The following is a 14,338-nucleotide window of genomic DNA, read 5'->3' on the forward strand; positions in this document are numbered from 1 at the left end:
CGCGGAAGCGGCGGGCCGACCGGAGGAAGGGACGGGCTGCACGTGACGGACTCCTGGGCGCGGGCCCGAGGCGTGCTGGAGGCGGCGGGCATCGCGCCCGACCGCCTCGCCCGGCTGCGCCCCCTGGGCGGCGGCACGTACAACACCGTCGAGGAGCTGGGACTGTCCGACGGCAGCCGCTGTGTGCTGAAGGTCGAGCCCGACGCGGTGGGGCTGAGCCACGAGAGCCGACTGCTGGTCGGCGAGGCGCAGTTCTGCCGGGGGGCCGCCGAAGCGGGGGTGGCCGCGCCGCGGGTCCTCGTCCTCGACGGGCCCTGTCTGCTCATGACGATGTGCCCCGGCGACCCGTGGGACGACTCGCTGTCCGCCGCCGAACAGGTCCCGCTGCGTGCGGAGTTGGGACGTCAGGTGGCACGCCTGCACGAGGTGACCGGCCCGGGGTTCGGCTGTCCGACCGGTGCGCTCGGCCCGCTCGCCCCCGACTGGCGCACCGCGTTCACGACGATGTTCGACGCCCTCCTCGACGACGCCCGTCGCTACGACCCGCCCCTGCCGCTCCCGGTCGACGAGGTGGCCGCCGTGGTCCGGACCGCCGGTGACGTCCTCGACGAGGTCGCCGTCGCGCGCCTGGTCCACTTCGACCTGTGGCCGGGCAACGTCCTCGTCGACCGCGCGGGCGGCGCGCCCCGCCTGGGCGGCCTCATCGACGGCGAGCGCATGTTCTGGGGCGATCCCCTCGCGGACTTCGTCTCCCTGGCCCTGCTCGGGGACATCGGGAAGGACGAGGCGTTCCTCCAGGGGTACCGCGAGGCCGGCGGACGGGCCGTGTTCGGGGCGTCCGCCCGCGTGCGGCTGGCCCTCTACCGCGCCTACCTGTACCTGATCATGCTCACCGAGACCGTCCCGCGGGCGGCCGGCCCCGAACACCTGCGCTGGGTGCGCGAGAAGGTCGCCCCGGAGCTGCTCGCGGCGCTGGCCGAGGTCGCCGACGCGCGCCTCTCTTAGCTCACAGCGTGAACTAAGGGTTGGAGAATGTCGCGCACGCCCTCGCGCGGAGGTATGTTGCAGGTCGGGCAGGGCTCGGAGGGGAGCGACATGACGGGGCGGAACGGGCGCACGGTACGCGACCTGAGGCGGGCCAACCGCACGGCCGTGCTGCAACGGCTCTACTTCGACGGGCCCCTCAGCCGCTTCGAGCTCGGACCGGCCACCGGCCTGAGCTCCGGCTCGATCAGCAACGTCGTCGCCGACCTGGTCGCCGACGCACTGGTGGAGGAGGCCGGCAGCGTCGACTCCGACGGCGGCCGCCCCCGCATCCTGTTGCGGGTGGCCCCCGGCAGCGGCCACATGATCGGCGTGGACGTCGGCGAGACCCGGGTGCGGATCGAGCTGTTCGACCTCACGCTCACCGAACTCGCCCGCGCCGAAAGGCCGCTGGAACAGCGCCGGTACGAGGTCGACGGGATCGTCGGCCACATCCGCGACGGCGTCGCCGAGGTGCTCGCGGCGGCCGACGTCGCCCCCGGGCAGCTCCTCGGGGTCGGCATCGGCGTCCCGGGCATCGTGGAGCACACCCCCGAGCGCGGCGCCGTCGTGCACGGCCAGACCATCGGCTGGGACGCCGTCCCGTTGGAGGCGCTGCTGCGTGAGAGCGCCCTGCTGCCCGAGAGCGTCCCGTACTTCATCGACAACGGGGCGAAGACCCTGGGCCAGGCCGAGATGTGGTTCGGCGGCGGCCGCGGCGCGCACAGCGCGGTCGTCGTCCTCTTCGGCTCCGGCGTGGGGGCGTGCCTGGTCACCCCCGAGGTGGAGCACGGCCGGGCCGTCGAATGGGGCCATCTGACGGTACGGGTCCGCGGCCGCCGCTGCCGCTGCGGAGCCCTGGGCTGCCTGGAGGCCTACGCGGGCGCGGAAGCACTGCTGGAGCGCTGGCGCGAACAGGGCGGCCGGCCGCCCGAGAACGTCGACGAGGAGAGCGCGCTGACCGCGATGCTCGCCGCCGCCTACCCCCCGGCCGCACCGGACGACGCCCGCAGCGCCGGCGACGCCCGCTCCGCCGGGGCAGGGGAGGGCCCCGGCGACGCGGAGGCCCTCGGCGGGGGCCGTACGCCGGACCCCGTCGCCCTCGCCGTCCTGGAGGAGACCGCCGAGTACCTGGGCGCCGGCCTCTCCGACCTGATCAACCTCTTCCAGCCGGAACGGATCCTCATCGGCGGCTGGGCCGGCCTCCAGCTGGGCGCGCGCTTCCTGCCCGCCGTACGCCGCCACGCCACCGCGTACGCGCTGCGCCACCCGGCCCAGAAGGTCACCGTCGACCTCGGCCGGCTCGGCCCCGACGCGGTCACCGTCGGGGCTGCGATCCTGCCGCTCGCGGACTTCTTCGGCCGCGGCGGCCGGCGCCCCGAACCCGCCCCCGCGGGCCCGGCGCCCGCCTGGCGCACCGTCCTGGAGGACCGCGCCCCCCGCTGACCGGCCCACGCGGGCCGGCCCCGCATCCGACACGCGGGCCGTCCGGCGGTTCGCCCGCCCTGCGACCGGGGTTTCGGCGCACCTGCGGGAGGTACTCGCGACTCGCCCGGGCGAACGTCGCCCCGGGGACGTCGCCCGCGTCCGGCGCGGTGCGACCGCGAGAGGAGGACGTCGTGGCCGAAGACCGTCTCCAAAGCCCCGGCGGGAACGGCGCCCCCGTCCCGCGCGACCTGCCGGACCAGCAGGCCGACGGCGGCGGCGACCGCTGGGACGCCGCCGAGCCCGAGGAGCCGGGGGAGGCCGCCCCGGACGTCCCCGACACCGACGAGGCCGGGACGGGCCCCCAGGGTGCCCCTCACGCGCAGAGCGGCCAGTCGGACAGCCCCGAGCCCGAAGAGCCGACCGCCTGACCCGAGCAGGCTCCATGGGCATGGCCGCCCCGGCGGCGCGACGCCGGACGACGAGGAGAACCACCTCGTCGAGAAGCCGGTGACCGGCCTCGGGGTGGTGCAGATGCGCAACCGGGCCCACGTCCGTCGGCCCGGCCCGGTGGCCGAGACCTGGCGCGAGGGCCGGCGCCCTGCCGCGGACCGCGCCCGTTGCTGACCACGTCGGGCGCGGGCGGCCGTGGCGTCCGTCCGGCGCGGCGGCCGTCCGGCCCGCGTTCGGCTCGCCTGCGGCCTTCAGCTCGCCTTGCGGCCGTGGAGCGGGGCGGTCGGCGCGCCCGCTCCGGCGCGCAGGCCGCGGAGGAACTCCTCCAGCACCTCGGGGGCCGTGCGCCGGGGACGCCAGCCGAGTTCCACGCGGGCCCGGGTGCAGTCCATCAGGGGGAGGCGCAGGACGGCGTCGAAGAGGTGGGGCGAAGCGGGGAGCAGACGCAGGTTCCAGGCCGCGGCGACCGCGGTGCGGGCCGCCGCGCGGGGCAGCCGCACGGGCCGGGCGTCGACCATGCGGCCGAGCAGCCCCGCGTCCACGGCCGGCTCCGCCGCCAGGTTGAACGCGCCCCGAGCCCCGGAGCGCAGGGCGAGGCGGCAGGCCTCGGCGGCGTCGTCGGTGTGCAGCGCCTGCATGCGCAGGCCCGGCACGTCCGGCAGGAAGGGCAGCAGCCCGGGGCGCACGAGCGGGCCGGGCAGGAACCTGCCGCCGAAGATGCGCCGCTGTTCGCTCGCCGACTCCCGCTTGAACAGGAACGCCGGCCGCAGCCGCACCACGCGGGTCTGCGGACGGTCGCGCTCGAAGGTGTCCAACACCCTTTCCAGGTAGGCCTTCTCCCGGCAGTAGGCGGCGTCCGGCCAGCCGTGCGTGGGCCAGGACTCGTCCACCGGCCGGTCCTTCGGGCCCGGCGAGTAGGCGCCCACCGAGGACGCGTGCACCAGGACGGGCACCTGTGCGGCGGCCACGGCCTCGAAGACCCGCAGGCTCCCCAGGACGTTCGTCCGCCAGGTCGTCGCCGGGTCGTGCGTGGGCTGGAACGCCCACGCCAGGTGCACCACCGCGTCGGCATCCCGGAACGCCGCCGCGAGGTCCGACCGGGGCGAGGCCAGGTCGACGGCCGTCCACTCGGTCCTGGGCGGCGACCAGGCGGGGATCCGCCGCGCCAGCCCGTGGACCGAGGCGACGTCCGGATCCTCGGACAGACGACGCACCACACTCGTGCCGACGTTGCCGGTGGCGCCCGTGACCACGATCCTGCTGCCCGCCTCGCTGCTCACCGTCGGCTCCTCCCGGGGTCCTCGGGGAGCCGACCGAGTACCCGGCCCGCGCCGGCCCACGCGGTCCGGGGCCCCGACGCATGACCTCGGGGGTAATCGACGGTCGCCGGGCGCGCCGCGAGCATGGACGCCGTCACCGAGCACCTGATCGCGCATCCACCGCAGGAGGACGTCCATGCCGTACTTCACGAGCCCCGTCGACGGCACCCGGCTGCACCACGTCGACTACGGACCGGCCGACGGGCCGGTGATCGTCTTCGTGAACAGCCTGTACTTCGGGTCCGAGATGTGGGAGTACCAGATGCTGCCGCTGGCGCGGGAGGGCTACCGCTGCGTGGGCTTCGACCGCCGCGGTCACGGCCGCTCCGACGACACGTGGGGCGGCTTCGACCTCGACAGCCTCGCGGACGACGTCCAGGGGCTCCTGGACCACCTCGACCTGCGGGAGGCGACCCTGGTGGGGCACTCGGTCGGCGCCGCCGAGGCCGTCCGCTGCCTGAGCCGGCACGGCGCCGACCGGGTGGCCCGGCTGGCGCTCGTCGCCGGCATGACGCCCGGCCCCGCCCGGTCGGCGAACCACCCCGAGGGAGTCGACCCGGAACGGGTGCTGGCCGGCGTCGAGGAGCTGCGCCGCGACCGCTCCGCCTTCTTCGCCGACGGCGCCCGCGCCTTCTTCGCGCTGGACCGCCCCGGCAACGACCTCTCGGAGGCGTACGTACAGGCCATGGTCCGGCGCTGCCACGGTTGCACGGCACGGGCCGCCGTCGCCGTCGGCGAGCTGATCGCCGGCCTCGACGTCGCGCCCGAACTGGCCGCGCTCGACCTGCCGGTGCTCGTCGTGCACGGCACCCACGACGCCTCCGGCCCGATCGAGCTGACCGGCCGTCGCGCCGCCGCCCTCGCCCCGAACTCCGTGCTGGAGGTGTACGAGAACGCCGGCCACGGTCTGTTCGCGACGCACGCCGACCGGCTCACGGCCGACCTGCGCGCGTTCGCGGCCGGGAAGTGAGCCGGGGTGGGGGAGTGGGCGCGCGGCGGGGCCGTGAACCGGCTATCCCCGTGTCGCGAAGGCGTTCACGCCCGTCAGCTCGGCGGACAGCTCCCACAGCCGCGCGGCCTGCTCCGGGTCCGTCGCCCAGTCCTTGACGCCGAAACGTGCGTCGCCGTCGACGGCGGGCTCGGCGACGTCGCAGTCCTCCAGGTAGAGGCCGCCCATGCCGGCCAGCTGCGGCGACGTCGCCGCCCAGACCTGGGTGGCCGCGCCCTGCCCGGGAGTCTTGAAGCCGGCCTGGTTGATCACGTTGCCGTCCTCGTCGATCCAGCCGCGCTCCACCATCTCCTCCTTGGGCAGGTGGCGCTGGAGCGGCGTCATGATGCCGCCGGGGTGCAGGGAGAAGGCCCGTACGCCGCGGTCCCGGGCGAGCCGGTCGAGGTGGACGGCGAAGAGCACGTTCGCGGTCTTCGCCTGGCCGTAGGCCTCCCACTTGTCGTAGCCGCGCTGCCAGTGGACGTCGTCCCAGCGCATGCCGGAGAAGTGGTGGCCGCGCGAGGACACCGAGACCACGCGGGCCCCGCCGGGCTCGATCGCGGACCACAGCCGGTTCACGAGCGCGAAGTGGCCGAGGTGGTTGGTCGCGAACTGGGCCTCCCAGCCGGGCCCCACGCGGGTCTCGGGGCAGGCCATGACGCCGGCGTTGCCGATGAAGAGGTCGACCGTGCGGCCGGAGGCGAGGAAGCGGTCGGCGAAGCCGCGCACGCTGTCCAGGTCGGCGAGGTCCAGTTCGTCCACCTCGACGCCGTCGAGCCCCGCCACGGCCTCGCGTGCGGTGTCGGGACGGCGGGCGGGGACGACGACCCGGGCGCCGGCCCGGGTGAGCGAGCGGGTGGTCTCCAGGCCCAGCCCGGAGTAGCCGCCGGTGACGATCGCGAGCCGGCCGCCGAGGTCGATGCCGGCGAGGACGTCGTCGGCGGTGCTGTGGGCGTCGAACCCCGAACCGATCTTGTGCTGTGCAGTGCTCATGTCCGAGACGCTACGAATTGGAGTGCGCTCGAAGTCAAGTGCGCGCCGAGGGCGGCCGCCACGACACGGGCGGGCAGCGGACGGGCGCGCCGCCGCCGGACAAGGAGAAGCCCCGACCGGACGGGGGAATCACGGTCGGGGCGGTCTGTGCGTGGGCGCGGACGGCGGTCGCCTCTCGGCGAGACGCTCCACAGGGCTTCAGCCGGACGATCGTCCCTGTGGGCAGAAGGTGAGGCCCGGGGACACTGTCCCGTCCGCACCCACGGTTGGTTCAACGGGTAACCACTTGTGCGTGTTCCCCGGTCCGCCGGGGCACGTGGTGACCTCCGTCACCTCATGCCAGCGGACTCGTCGACAGGGAGGCCAGGAGGTCGGCCGGATCGTCGTAGACCGCCTCCGCGCCCGCCTCCACCAGGTCCGCGCGCGGAATGCCGCCGCTCAGGACGCCCACGCACCGCACCCCGGCCCGACGGCCGGCCCGCATGTCCCACACGGTGTCGCCGACGAACACGGCCCGCTCGGCGGGAGCGCCGACCAGTTCCAGGGCGTGGCGCACCGGCTCCGGCGCGGGCTTGCCCTCCTCGACGTCGTCGGCGCTGGCCGTCGCGGCGATGACGTCGTCGGCGTCGATGGCGCTGCGCAGGGCCGACAGTTCGGGCCCGCTCGCCGACGTGGCGAGCACGACCGTCCAGCCGTCGTCGTGCAGCCGGCGCAGCAGCGCTCCGGCGTCCCGCAGCGGCGGCAGCCGGTCGAAGTACTGCCCGTACAGGGCCGTGTGCGCGGCGCTGAGCTCCGCGTCCGCGTCCTTGTCCCGGTCCTCGCCCAGCAGGCGCGCGACCAGGTCGTCGGACCCGAGCCCGACGGCCCGGAGCACGGCGTGCATGGGCACCCGGTGGCCCGCCTGCCGGAAGGCCTCCCACCAGGTGACGACGTGCAGGTGGTTGGTGTCGACGAGGGTGCCGTCGACGTCGAACACGGCGGCGCGTGTCATGTGCGTCCTCTCTCCGTCTGCGGGTACGTCCGCGTACCCCCGAGCGATACCCCCGGGTACCACCTCACGGGCCGGCCACGCCCGCCGGCGTCCGGCCCTCCCGCGACCAGGCCAGCAGGTCGTCCAGCGGCCACGCGGTCACGATCCGCTCCGGCGGCACCTCGCACTCCTCGGCCCGCGCGCAGCCGAGGACCTGCCAGTCCAGCTGGCCGGGCGCGTGGGCGTCGGTGTCGACCGAGAACAGCACGCCCGCCGCCACGGCCCGGCGCAGCAGCCGGCGCGGCGGGTCGAGCCGCTCGGGCCGGCTGTTGATCTCCACGGCGGTGCCCGACTCGGCGCACGCGGCGAACACCTCGTCGGCGTCGAACTGCGACTCGGGCCGTCCGCGTCCGGTCACCAGCCGGCCCGTGCAGTGGCCGAGGACGTCGGCGTTTGGATCGCGCACGGCGTTCACCATGCGGCGCGTCATCGCCCGGGAGTCCATGCGCAGCTTGGAGTGCACGGAGACCACCACCACGTCGAGCCGTTCGAGCAGTTCGGGCTCCTGGTCCAGCGACCCGTCGTCGAGGATGTCGCACTCGATGCCCGTCAGCAGCCGGAAGGGCGCCCAGGTGGTGTTGAGCTCCTCGACCACGTCCAGCTGGCGGCGCAGCCGCTCGGGGGACAGCCCGCGGGCCACCGTCAGGCGCGGCGAATGGTCGGTGAGCACGGCCCACTCGTGGCCGAGCGCGGCCGCCGTCCGGCCCATCTCCTCGATGGGGCTGCCGCCGTCGGACCAGTCGGAGTGCAGATGGCAGTCGCCGCGCAGCAGGGCGCGCAGCCGGGCGCCCGCGCCGTCGGTCAGCGGGCGGCCGGCCTCCTCCTCCAGATTCTCCAGGTAGGTCGGGGTCCGGCCGGCGAGCGCCTCGCGCGCCGCCTGTGCCGTCTTGGGGCCCACGCCCTTCAGCGACTCCAGCGTCCCGGCGGCCGCCCGCTGCTCGACCTCCGTGGAGGGCAGTCCGGCCAGCACCCGCGCCGCGGTCCGGAAGGCCCGCACCCGGTAGGTGGGCGCCAGGGACCGTTCCAGCAGGAAGGCGATCCGGTCCAGCGCCTCCACGGGATCCATCGCCACCTCCCACCTCCTGGCTCCAGGGTTTCGCACCGGAGCCCGAGACGCACGACGAGCGGCGCCGACCGCGCGCCGGGTCGATTCCTGATGATTCGCCCCGACCGGTTCCGCTCTACCCTCTATGTCATGACCGAAATCGCAGGCTTCCGCATTTCCGAGCCGCGGATCATGGTGCTCGGGGTGCAGCCGAACCCGGAGCCGTTCCGCATCGTGGAGATCGACGGAGAGGTGGTCGGCGAGGCGAGGGACGTGACCGACGTCCTCGAGATCGCCGCCGCCTTCGGCATCACGGTCCACGACCTCGACGACCCGGACGCCGTCCGCTGGGTCGGCGGGGACAGGTACACCTGGAAGCCGCACTGAGCCGGTCACGCGCCTCATCGGACGCGCAGAGCCGGACGTGCCGAGCCGGATCCCCGGAACCCCGGCCGCCGGAACCCCTGGAACGCAGGAAGCGGGAGGCGCCCGATCGGCGCTCCCGCTGTCCGTCCCGCGTAGGCCTCGGGCGCTCCCCGAGGCGTCGTTCAGGCGCGCTTCCTGCGCGCGTGCACGGCGCGGCTCACCCGGCGTCCCAGGAGCAGGTAGCCGATCAGCGCGCCCGTGGTGTTGAGGATGACGTCGTCGATGTCGAAGGCGCGTCCGGTCACCAGCGCGCCCTGGGCGAACTCCACGAGCAGCATGACGGTCGCGGTGAGCAGCAGCACGCGCAGCAGGCCGCGCGCCCGGGGCGCGACGACCGGCACGAGCACCCCGAAGGGGACGCCGAGGAGCACGTTTCCGCCGATCTGCTTCACCGCGTCGCGCAGCGCCGGCTGGTCCAGATAGGCCCGCAGCGAGTCGCCGGGCCGCAGGTTGGAGTGGACCAGCGCCGCCGACGCCGGCGACGGCTCCAGAGTGATCTTGGCGAGCACGACGGCGAAGGCCACCATGAAAGCGAAGGCCACCAGCATCGCGAGCAGGCGGAGCGGCAGCGGCAGCGGCCGGTGCTCGGCGCGGGCTTCCTCTGCCCTGGCGGCCCTGGCCGCCCGCTCCGCCTCCTTGGCCCGCTCCGCCTTGCGGGCCGCCCGGGCTTCGCCGGACCTGCCGAACAGCCCCCTCCTGGCGGGCTCGGGCGCGGGCTCGGGTGCGGCGGCCTTGGCCGGGCGCAGACGGAACGTGGCGAGCGGACGTAGCGCTGCACGGGCCATGCGGTCCTCCAGTCTTCAACTTCAAGGCGTCGTAGCGCTGTTACCCTCGAACGGCCCGGGGATGCGGGCGGACGGGCCGGGTCTGCCTCACGCGGCCGTTCCGGCCGGCGTGGCCGCCCCGGCGTCCGCCCCGCCGACCCCGGGTGTCAGGTGACGTAGGAGACCTTCACCTCCTTGAAGCCGAGGGAGCGCAGCAGCCCCTGGAGCATGCCGGTGGTGTTGCTCTCGGCGCGCGCGGTCAGCTCGCTCTCCTTCGCCGCGTCCCCGATGTGCTTGACCGCGAGTTTCTGCACGGCCTGCTCCCCGCCGGGGTTGTCGGAGAAGAGGTCGCCGAGGCGGTCCAGCAGGCCGCGCTGCTTGGACACCGCGTAGGAGTGGTCGGGGTCGAGGGCCGGCTTGCCGAGCCGGGCGTGCGGCAGCCGGAGGGTGGCCGAGGTGCGGTCGGCGTCGACCGTCACGTCCTTGTCGCCGACCTTGCCGAGGTCGACGTAGGCGTCGACGGTGCCCGCCCCGACGTACAGGGTGCGGGTGCCGCGGATGGCGTCGGGAAGGTACTTCGCGTCCTTCTCCAGGTCCACGACGACCTGGAAGTTGCCGGACGCGGCGTTGTAGCGGCTCATGTCCTGGATGGACTGGAGCAGGGTGGGGCCCGAGCGGTCGTGGGTCTCGGTGCCGAAGAAGTCGCGCAGCCCCGGCAGCAGGCTCAGCCGGATCCCCGCGAACATCACGACGAGGACGACCACCACGGCGGTCAGCGCCTTGGCCCAGAAGGGCATACGGCCGCGCGGACGCCGGGTGGGCTTGGTGTCCCTGGTGGGCTCGATCGAAGTCGTCATGCGGACGGTCCTCTCTTCCTGCTGACCGGATTCCCGTCAATCCCCGCGTCAGACCGCCCTGTTGAGGAGCTGTGACAGGACGGGGCGGCGCGGGGCGCCCGCCGGCGCCCGGCCGTGGACCGGGGCGCCCGCCGGCGAGCGGCGTCGGGCGTCCCGCGCCGGACGCCTCCCGGCGCCGGGCGTCCCGGGCTCGGCGGTCCTCTCCGCGGCCCCGGGACGTCCCTGATGGCGCCGGTCGTCCGGGTGCGGCCGGTTCTCGGCTTGCGGGGGCGCCGGAAGCCTCCGGAAGATTCCCACGGGTGGGCAAATCGGACGTGGTCCGTAGCATGAGAGGTCCCGCCCCCGGCCGGACGTGATCAGCGAGGAGCCGACCGTGCGAGACATCTCCGTGTTCAGCGGCAGTGCCCACCCCGAACTGGCGGCCGAGGTCTGTGCCCATCTCGGCGTGCCCCTGAGCCCCACCCGCCTCAGCAGGTTCGCCAACGACTGTCTGGAGGTCCAGCTCCAGGCCAATTGCCGGGAGCGGGACGTCTTCCTCGTGCAGCCCCTGGTCCGGCCCGTGCAGGAGCATCTCGTGGAGCTGCTGCTGATGTGCGACGCGGCCCGTGGGGCGTCGGCCGGACGGATCACCGTCGTCATGCCGCACTATTCCTACGCGCGCTCGGACAAGAAGGACGCCCCGCGCATCTCGCTGGGCGGGCGCCTGGTCGCCGACCTGATGGCGGCGGCCGGCGTCCACCGCGTGCTCGCCATGACGCTCCACTCACCGCAGGTGCACGGCTTCTTCTCGATGCCGGTGGACCACCTGCACGCCCACCGGGAACTGGCCGCGCACTTCCGTCGCTACGACCTCTCCCGTACCACCGTCGTCTCGCCGGACCTCGGCAACGCCAAGGAGGCCGCCGCCTTCGCGCGGATGATCGGGGCCCAGGTGGCGGCGGGGGCCAAGCAGCGGTTCGCCGACGACCGGGTCAGCATCAGCGCCGTGATCGGCGAGATCGCCGGGCGGGACGTCATCGTCCTGGACGACGAGATCGCCAAGGGCAGCACGGTCCTGGAGCTCCTGGACCGGCTGAGGGAGGCGGAGCCCCGCTCGATACGGGTGGCGTGCACGCACGGGCTGTTCGCCGCCGGAGCGCTCAAGCGGCTCAGCGAGCAGCCGGACGTCCTGGAGATCGTGTGCACCAACACGGTGCCGGTCCCGGCGGAGGAGCACACCGACAAGCTGCGGGTCCTGTCCATCGCCCCCGCTCTGGCGGAGGCGGTGCGCCGCATTCACAACGGCGAGTCCGTCAGCGCGCTGTTCGACGCGGCGCGCGGTCAGTAGGGCGTGCCGGGGAGAGCGGCGCGCGGTCAGTAGGGCGTGCCGGGGAGAGCGGCGCGCAGGCCGTCATAACGTGCCCGAGGCGGCGCCGGGCCGCTCCAGGGCGGCGTCGAGCGTCGTGGCGGGCGGCAGCAACCGCGACAGACCGGTGGCCCGCAGGATCCGCAGCGTGAGCGGGTGCGCGCAGACGAGGTGCAGATCCCCGTCGTGGTCGAGGACGCGGCCGCGCGCCCGGTACAGCAGGCGCAGCCCGGAGCAGTCGAAGAACTCGATCCGGGTCAGGTCGAGGACGACGTGCGGCGCGGGGCCGGCGGTCGCCTCGTCGAGCAGCGGGCCGATCTCCGTGGCCGCGACGAGGTCGATCTCGCCGCGGAACTCCAGCACCGTGTACCCGCGGTCCCTGCGGACGCGCAGGTGCGGGGAGTCCGCCGTGGATTCCAGCTGCACGACGACATCGCCTCCAACCCGCTCCACCGGTCGGGAGCCTCCAACGGCCGGGGACGACACAGCAGTTCCCCGCCCCAGCAAGTTACCCCCGATGGAGTGAATTCCAGCATGTTCGATTGACATATGTCTTCGAAATGCAACCCACTCTGACCGAGTTTTTTCGCGTCGTGAGCGAAGGGGGGACAAAGCGCTACGACAGCGCGTGCCACGCCTTCGAGAGGGCCGTGCGGAACTGCTCCGCCTGATGGCCGGTGAGGTCGCGGACCATGCGCTCCTCCAGCTCCCGCACCGGACCGGCGTGCCGCCGCAGCAGGTCGCGCCCCTCCTCGGTGAGCAGGATCAGCAGCTCGCGCCGGTTGCGCGGATTGCGCTCGCGGCGGATCAGGCCGCGCCCCTCCAGGGAGCGCACCAGGTCGGCGATGGACTGGGCGGTGACGAAGGAGTCCCGGGCCAGCTGGGCGGCCGACAGCCCGTCGTGCCGCTCCAGCACGGTGAGCGCGGTGTACTGCAACGCCGTGATCCCGGACGGCCTGACGAGTTCGTCCAGGTGGGAGCGGACGACCAGCTCCACCTGCTTCACCATGTAGAGCAGGGACGGGGGTGTCCTGTGCGGCGGGGGCGCGGGCGCCGCCGCCTGGGGTGTCCGAGGGCCGACCATGGGAGGCAGCGTAGACCATTGACAGGAAACCTGTCCGTAAAGAGACTGCGGACCAACAGGAATCCTGTTATTTGAAGTCTTGGCGACGATGCTGAGGAGTGGCCATGCCCGCCTACGAGATCGACCCCGGCCGACTGTTCGTCGGGGGCCGGTGGCGTGACGCCGCCGACGGGGCGCGGACCGATGTGGTCGACCCCTCCCGGGGCACGGTCCTCACCACCGTCGCCCAGGCGGGCGCGGCGGACGTGGACGCCGCCGTGCGGGCCGCACGGGAGGCCTTCGACACCGGGCGGTGGTCCGGCCTCAGCGGCCGCGAGCGCGGTCGCGTGCTGCTGCGCGTGGCCCGGCTCATCCGCGAGGAGGCCGACGACATCGCCCGGCTGGAGAGCCTCGACGTCGGCAAGCCCATCACGCTCGCGCACGCCGTCGACGTCACCAACGCGGCCAACGACTACGAGTACTTCGCCTCGCTCGCCTTCGCCCTGGACGGCGCCCACCGTGACACCCCCATGAACGCCCTCGCCTACACCCGGCGCGACCCGGTCGGCGTGGTCGCAGCGATCACCCCGTTCAACTTCCCGCTGATCCTGGCCGGTTCCAAGATCGCCCCGGCGCTCGCCGCCGGCAACACGGTCGTCCACAAGCCCGCGGACGAGACCCCGCTCAGCGCCCTGTACATGGCCGGGCTGTTCCAGCGGGCCGGCGTCCCCGACGGCGTGGTCAACGTCGTCACCGGCCTGGGCCCGGTCGCCGGCGAGGCCCTGCTGCGCCACCCCGGCGTCGACAAGATCGCCTTCACCGGCTCCACCGCCGTCGGCCGGCACGCCGCGAGCGTCGCGGGCGAGACCCTCAAGCCCGTCACCATGGAACTCGGCGGCAACGCGGCCCATCTCGTCTTCGAGGACGCCGACCTGGAAAGGGCCGTCGGCGCGGTCATCAAGGGGTTCGTCTTCAACAGCGGACAGTTCTGCATGGGCGGCCCGCGCCTGCTCGTGGCCCGCCCGGTCCACCGCACCCTGCTGGGCATCCTCGCCGAGGCCGTGCCCGGCGTCCCGGTCGGCGACCCCCGGCTGCCGGAGACCGTCGTCGGCCCGATGGCGGGGGAGCGGCACCTGCGCAAGGTCGAGGAGTACGTCGACCTCGCCCGCAAGGAGGGCGCCCGCATCGTCTGCGGCGGCGAGCGCCTCGACCTCGACGGCGGCTACTACTACAAGCCGACCGTCATCGCCGACCTCGCCCCCGACTCCCGGGTGGTCCAGGAGGAGATCTTCGGCCCCGTCCTCACCGTCCAGCCCTTCGACGACGAGGACGAGGCGGTCGCGCTCGCCAACTCCACCCCGTACGGCCTGGCTTCGGGCGTCCAGACCGGCAACCTGGCCCGCGCCCACCGCGTCGCCGACCGCCTCCAGGCCGGCATCGTCTGGGTCAACGACTGGGCGATGCTCGACCCCGCCGTCCCGTTCGGCGGCGTCAAGGCCTCCGGCTTCGGCCGCGAGTACGGCCCCGAGGCCCTCGCCGCCTACACCAGGGTCAAGTCCGTCGTCGTCTCGCTCGACTGACCGCGCCCCCTTCCGAACACCTCTGCC

The 14,338-nt window shown here is 74.1% G+C and carries 15 protein-coding genes; 7 read left to right on the plus strand and 8 right to left on the minus strand.

Annotation, left to right across the window (positions count from 1 at the left end; genetic code table 11):
• Positions 1 to 42 precede the first annotated feature (42 nt).
• The 3 genes from KMS84_RS09005 (at position 43) to KMS84_RS09015 (ending at position 2,879) form a co-directional block, all read left to right on the plus strand.
• Complete coding sequence (locus KMS84_RS09005; protein WP_256915570.1) at positions 43 to 1,005, plus strand: phosphotransferase family protein; 963 nt, start codon at positions 43 to 45, stop codon at positions 1,003 to 1,005.
• A 90-nt stretch (positions 1,006 to 1,095) separates the two neighbouring features.
• The gene (locus tag KMS84_RS09010; RefSeq protein WP_256915571.1) at positions 1,096 to 2,469 is read left to right on the plus strand and encodes an ROK family protein; all 1,374 of its coding nucleotides are present in this window, start codon (positions 1,096 to 1,098) and stop codon (positions 2,467 to 2,469) included.
• A 173-nt stretch (positions 2,470 to 2,642) separates the two neighbouring features.
• On the plus strand, positions 2,643 to 2,879 hold the full coding sequence (locus tag KMS84_RS09015; protein WP_256915572.1) for a hypothetical protein: 237 nt from the start codon (positions 2,643 to 2,645) through the stop codon (positions 2,877 to 2,879).
• Between the two features lie 273 nt (positions 2,880 to 3,152).
• Here KMS84_RS09015 and KMS84_RS09020 read toward each other — a convergent pair whose 3' ends face one another.
• Positions 3,153 to 4,181 (minus strand): SDR family oxidoreductase, encoded by a 1,029-nt coding sequence (locus KMS84_RS09020; protein WP_256915573.1) that lies wholly within the window; start codon positions 4,179 to 4,181, stop codon positions 3,153 to 3,155.
• Between the two features lie 175 nt (positions 4,182 to 4,356).
• On the opposite strand from KMS84_RS09020, the gene KMS84_RS09025 reads away from it, so the two are divergent.
• On the plus strand, positions 4,357 to 5,190 hold the full coding sequence (locus KMS84_RS09025; RefSeq protein WP_256915575.1) for an alpha/beta fold hydrolase: 834 nt from the start codon (positions 4,357 to 4,359) through the stop codon (positions 5,188 to 5,190).
• A gap of 42 nt (positions 5,191 to 5,232) precedes the next feature.
• Here KMS84_RS09025 and KMS84_RS09030 read toward each other — a convergent pair whose 3' ends face one another.
• The 3 genes from KMS84_RS09030 to KMS84_RS09040 form a co-directional block, all read right to left on the minus strand.
• The gene (locus KMS84_RS09030) at positions 5,233 to 6,201 is read right to left on the minus strand and encodes an SDR family NAD(P)-dependent oxidoreductase (protein WP_256915576.1); all 969 of its coding nucleotides are present in this window, start codon (positions 6,199 to 6,201) and stop codon (positions 5,233 to 5,235) included.
• Between the two features lie 334 nt (positions 6,202 to 6,535).
• A complete protein-coding gene (locus tag KMS84_RS09035) occupies positions 6,536 to 7,192 on the minus strand; it encodes an HAD family hydrolase (RefSeq protein WP_256915577.1) in 657 nt (218 codons plus the stop codon).
• Positions 7,193 to 7,256: 64 nt separating this feature from the next.
• Entirely contained in the window at positions 7,257 to 8,297 is a 1,041-nt protein-coding gene (locus KMS84_RS09040) for a PHP domain-containing protein (protein ID WP_256915613.1), read from the minus strand.
• Between the two features lie 129 nt (positions 8,298 to 8,426).
• Here KMS84_RS09040 and KMS84_RS09045 point away from each other — a divergent pair, with 129 nt between their 5' ends.
• A complete protein-coding gene (locus tag KMS84_RS09045; RefSeq protein ID WP_256915578.1) occupies positions 8,427 to 8,663 on the plus strand; it encodes a hypothetical protein in 237 nt (78 codons plus the stop codon).
• Between the two features lie 161 nt (positions 8,664 to 8,824).
• Here KMS84_RS09045 and KMS84_RS09050 read toward each other — a convergent pair whose 3' ends face one another.
• Together KMS84_RS09050 and KMS84_RS09055 are read right to left on the minus strand one after the other, a co-directional pair.
• Positions 8,825 to 9,487 carry a VanZ family protein gene (locus KMS84_RS09050; RefSeq protein WP_256915579.1) on the minus strand — a complete coding sequence of 221 codons (663 nt, stop codon included), beginning with the start codon at positions 9,485 to 9,487 and terminating at the stop codon, positions 8,825 to 8,827.
• A gap of 146 nt (positions 9,488 to 9,633) precedes the next feature.
• Positions 9,634 to 10,323 (minus strand): DUF4230 domain-containing protein, encoded by a 690-nt coding sequence (locus KMS84_RS09055; protein WP_256915580.1) that lies wholly within the window; start codon positions 10,321 to 10,323, stop codon positions 9,634 to 9,636.
• Between the two features lie 373 nt (positions 10,324 to 10,696).
• Here KMS84_RS09055 and KMS84_RS09060 point away from each other — a divergent pair, with 373 nt between their 5' ends.
• Positions 10,697 to 11,650: a ribose-phosphate diphosphokinase gene (locus KMS84_RS09060; RefSeq protein WP_256915581.1), complete on the plus strand. Its 954-nt coding sequence runs from the start codon at positions 10,697 to 10,699 to the stop codon at positions 11,648 to 11,650.
• Positions 11,651 to 11,713: 63 nt separating this feature from the next.
• Here KMS84_RS09060 and KMS84_RS09065 read toward each other — a convergent pair whose 3' ends face one another.
• Positions 11,714 to 12,094, minus strand: a complete 381-nt coding sequence (locus KMS84_RS09065) for an anti-sigma factor antagonist (protein ID WP_256915582.1) — start codon at positions 12,092 to 12,094, stop codon at positions 11,714 to 11,716.
• Positions 12,095 to 12,284: 190 nt separating this feature from the next.
• Positions 12,285 to 12,752 carry a MarR family winged helix-turn-helix transcriptional regulator gene (locus KMS84_RS09070; RefSeq protein WP_438818915.1) on the minus strand — a complete coding sequence of 156 codons (468 nt, stop codon included), beginning with the start codon at positions 12,750 to 12,752 and terminating at the stop codon, positions 12,285 to 12,287.
• A 104-nt stretch (positions 12,753 to 12,856) separates the two neighbouring features.
• On the opposite strand from KMS84_RS09070, the gene KMS84_RS09075 reads away from it, so the two are divergent.
• Positions 12,857 to 14,311 (plus strand): aldehyde dehydrogenase family protein, encoded by a 1,455-nt coding sequence (locus KMS84_RS09075; protein WP_256915583.1) that lies wholly within the window; start codon positions 12,857 to 12,859, stop codon positions 14,309 to 14,311.
• Positions 14,312 to 14,338 lie beyond the last annotated feature (27 nt).

This window comes from Streptomyces hilarionis, assembly GCF_024539675.1.
Taxonomy (GTDB): Bacteria; Actinomycetota; Actinomycetes; order Streptomycetales; family Streptomycetaceae; genus Streptomyces; species Streptomyces hilarionis.

Coding starts and splice junctions, on each gene's coding strand:
- KMS84_RS09055 (WP_256915580.1), bottom strand. CDS start 10,323: ATGACGACTTCGATCGAGCCCACCAGGGACACCAAGCCCACCCGGCGT.
- KMS84_RS09030 (WP_256915576.1), bottom strand. CDS start 6,201: ATGAGCACTGCACAGCACAAGATCGGTTCGGGGTTCGACGCCCACAGC.
- KMS84_RS09070 (WP_438818915.1), bottom strand. CDS start 12,752: ATGGTCGGCCCTCGGACACCCCAGGCGGCGGCGCCCGCGCCCCCGCCG.
- KMS84_RS09050 (WP_256915579.1), bottom strand. CDS start 9,487: ATGGCCCGTGCAGCGCTACGTCCGCTCGCCACGTTCCGTCTGCGCCCG.
- KMS84_RS09025 (WP_256915575.1), top strand. CDS start 4,357: ATGCCGTACTTCACGAGCCCCGTCGACGGCACCCGGCTGCACCACGTC.
- KMS84_RS09035 (WP_256915577.1), bottom strand. CDS start 7,192: ATGACACGCGCCGCCGTGTTCGACGTCGACGGCACCCTCGTCGACACC.
- KMS84_RS09040 (WP_256915613.1), bottom strand. CDS start 8,297: ATGGATCCCGTGGAGGCGCTGGACCGGATCGCCTTCCTGCTGGAACGG.
- KMS84_RS09045 (WP_256915578.1), top strand. CDS start 8,427: ATGACCGAAATCGCAGGCTTCCGCATTTCCGAGCCGCGGATCATGGTG.
- KMS84_RS09075 (WP_256915583.1), top strand. CDS start 12,857: ATGCCCGCCTACGAGATCGACCCCGGCCGACTGTTCGTCGGGGGCCGG.
- KMS84_RS09010 (WP_256915571.1), top strand. CDS start 1,096: ATGACGGGGCGGAACGGGCGCACGGTACGCGACCTGAGGCGGGCCAAC.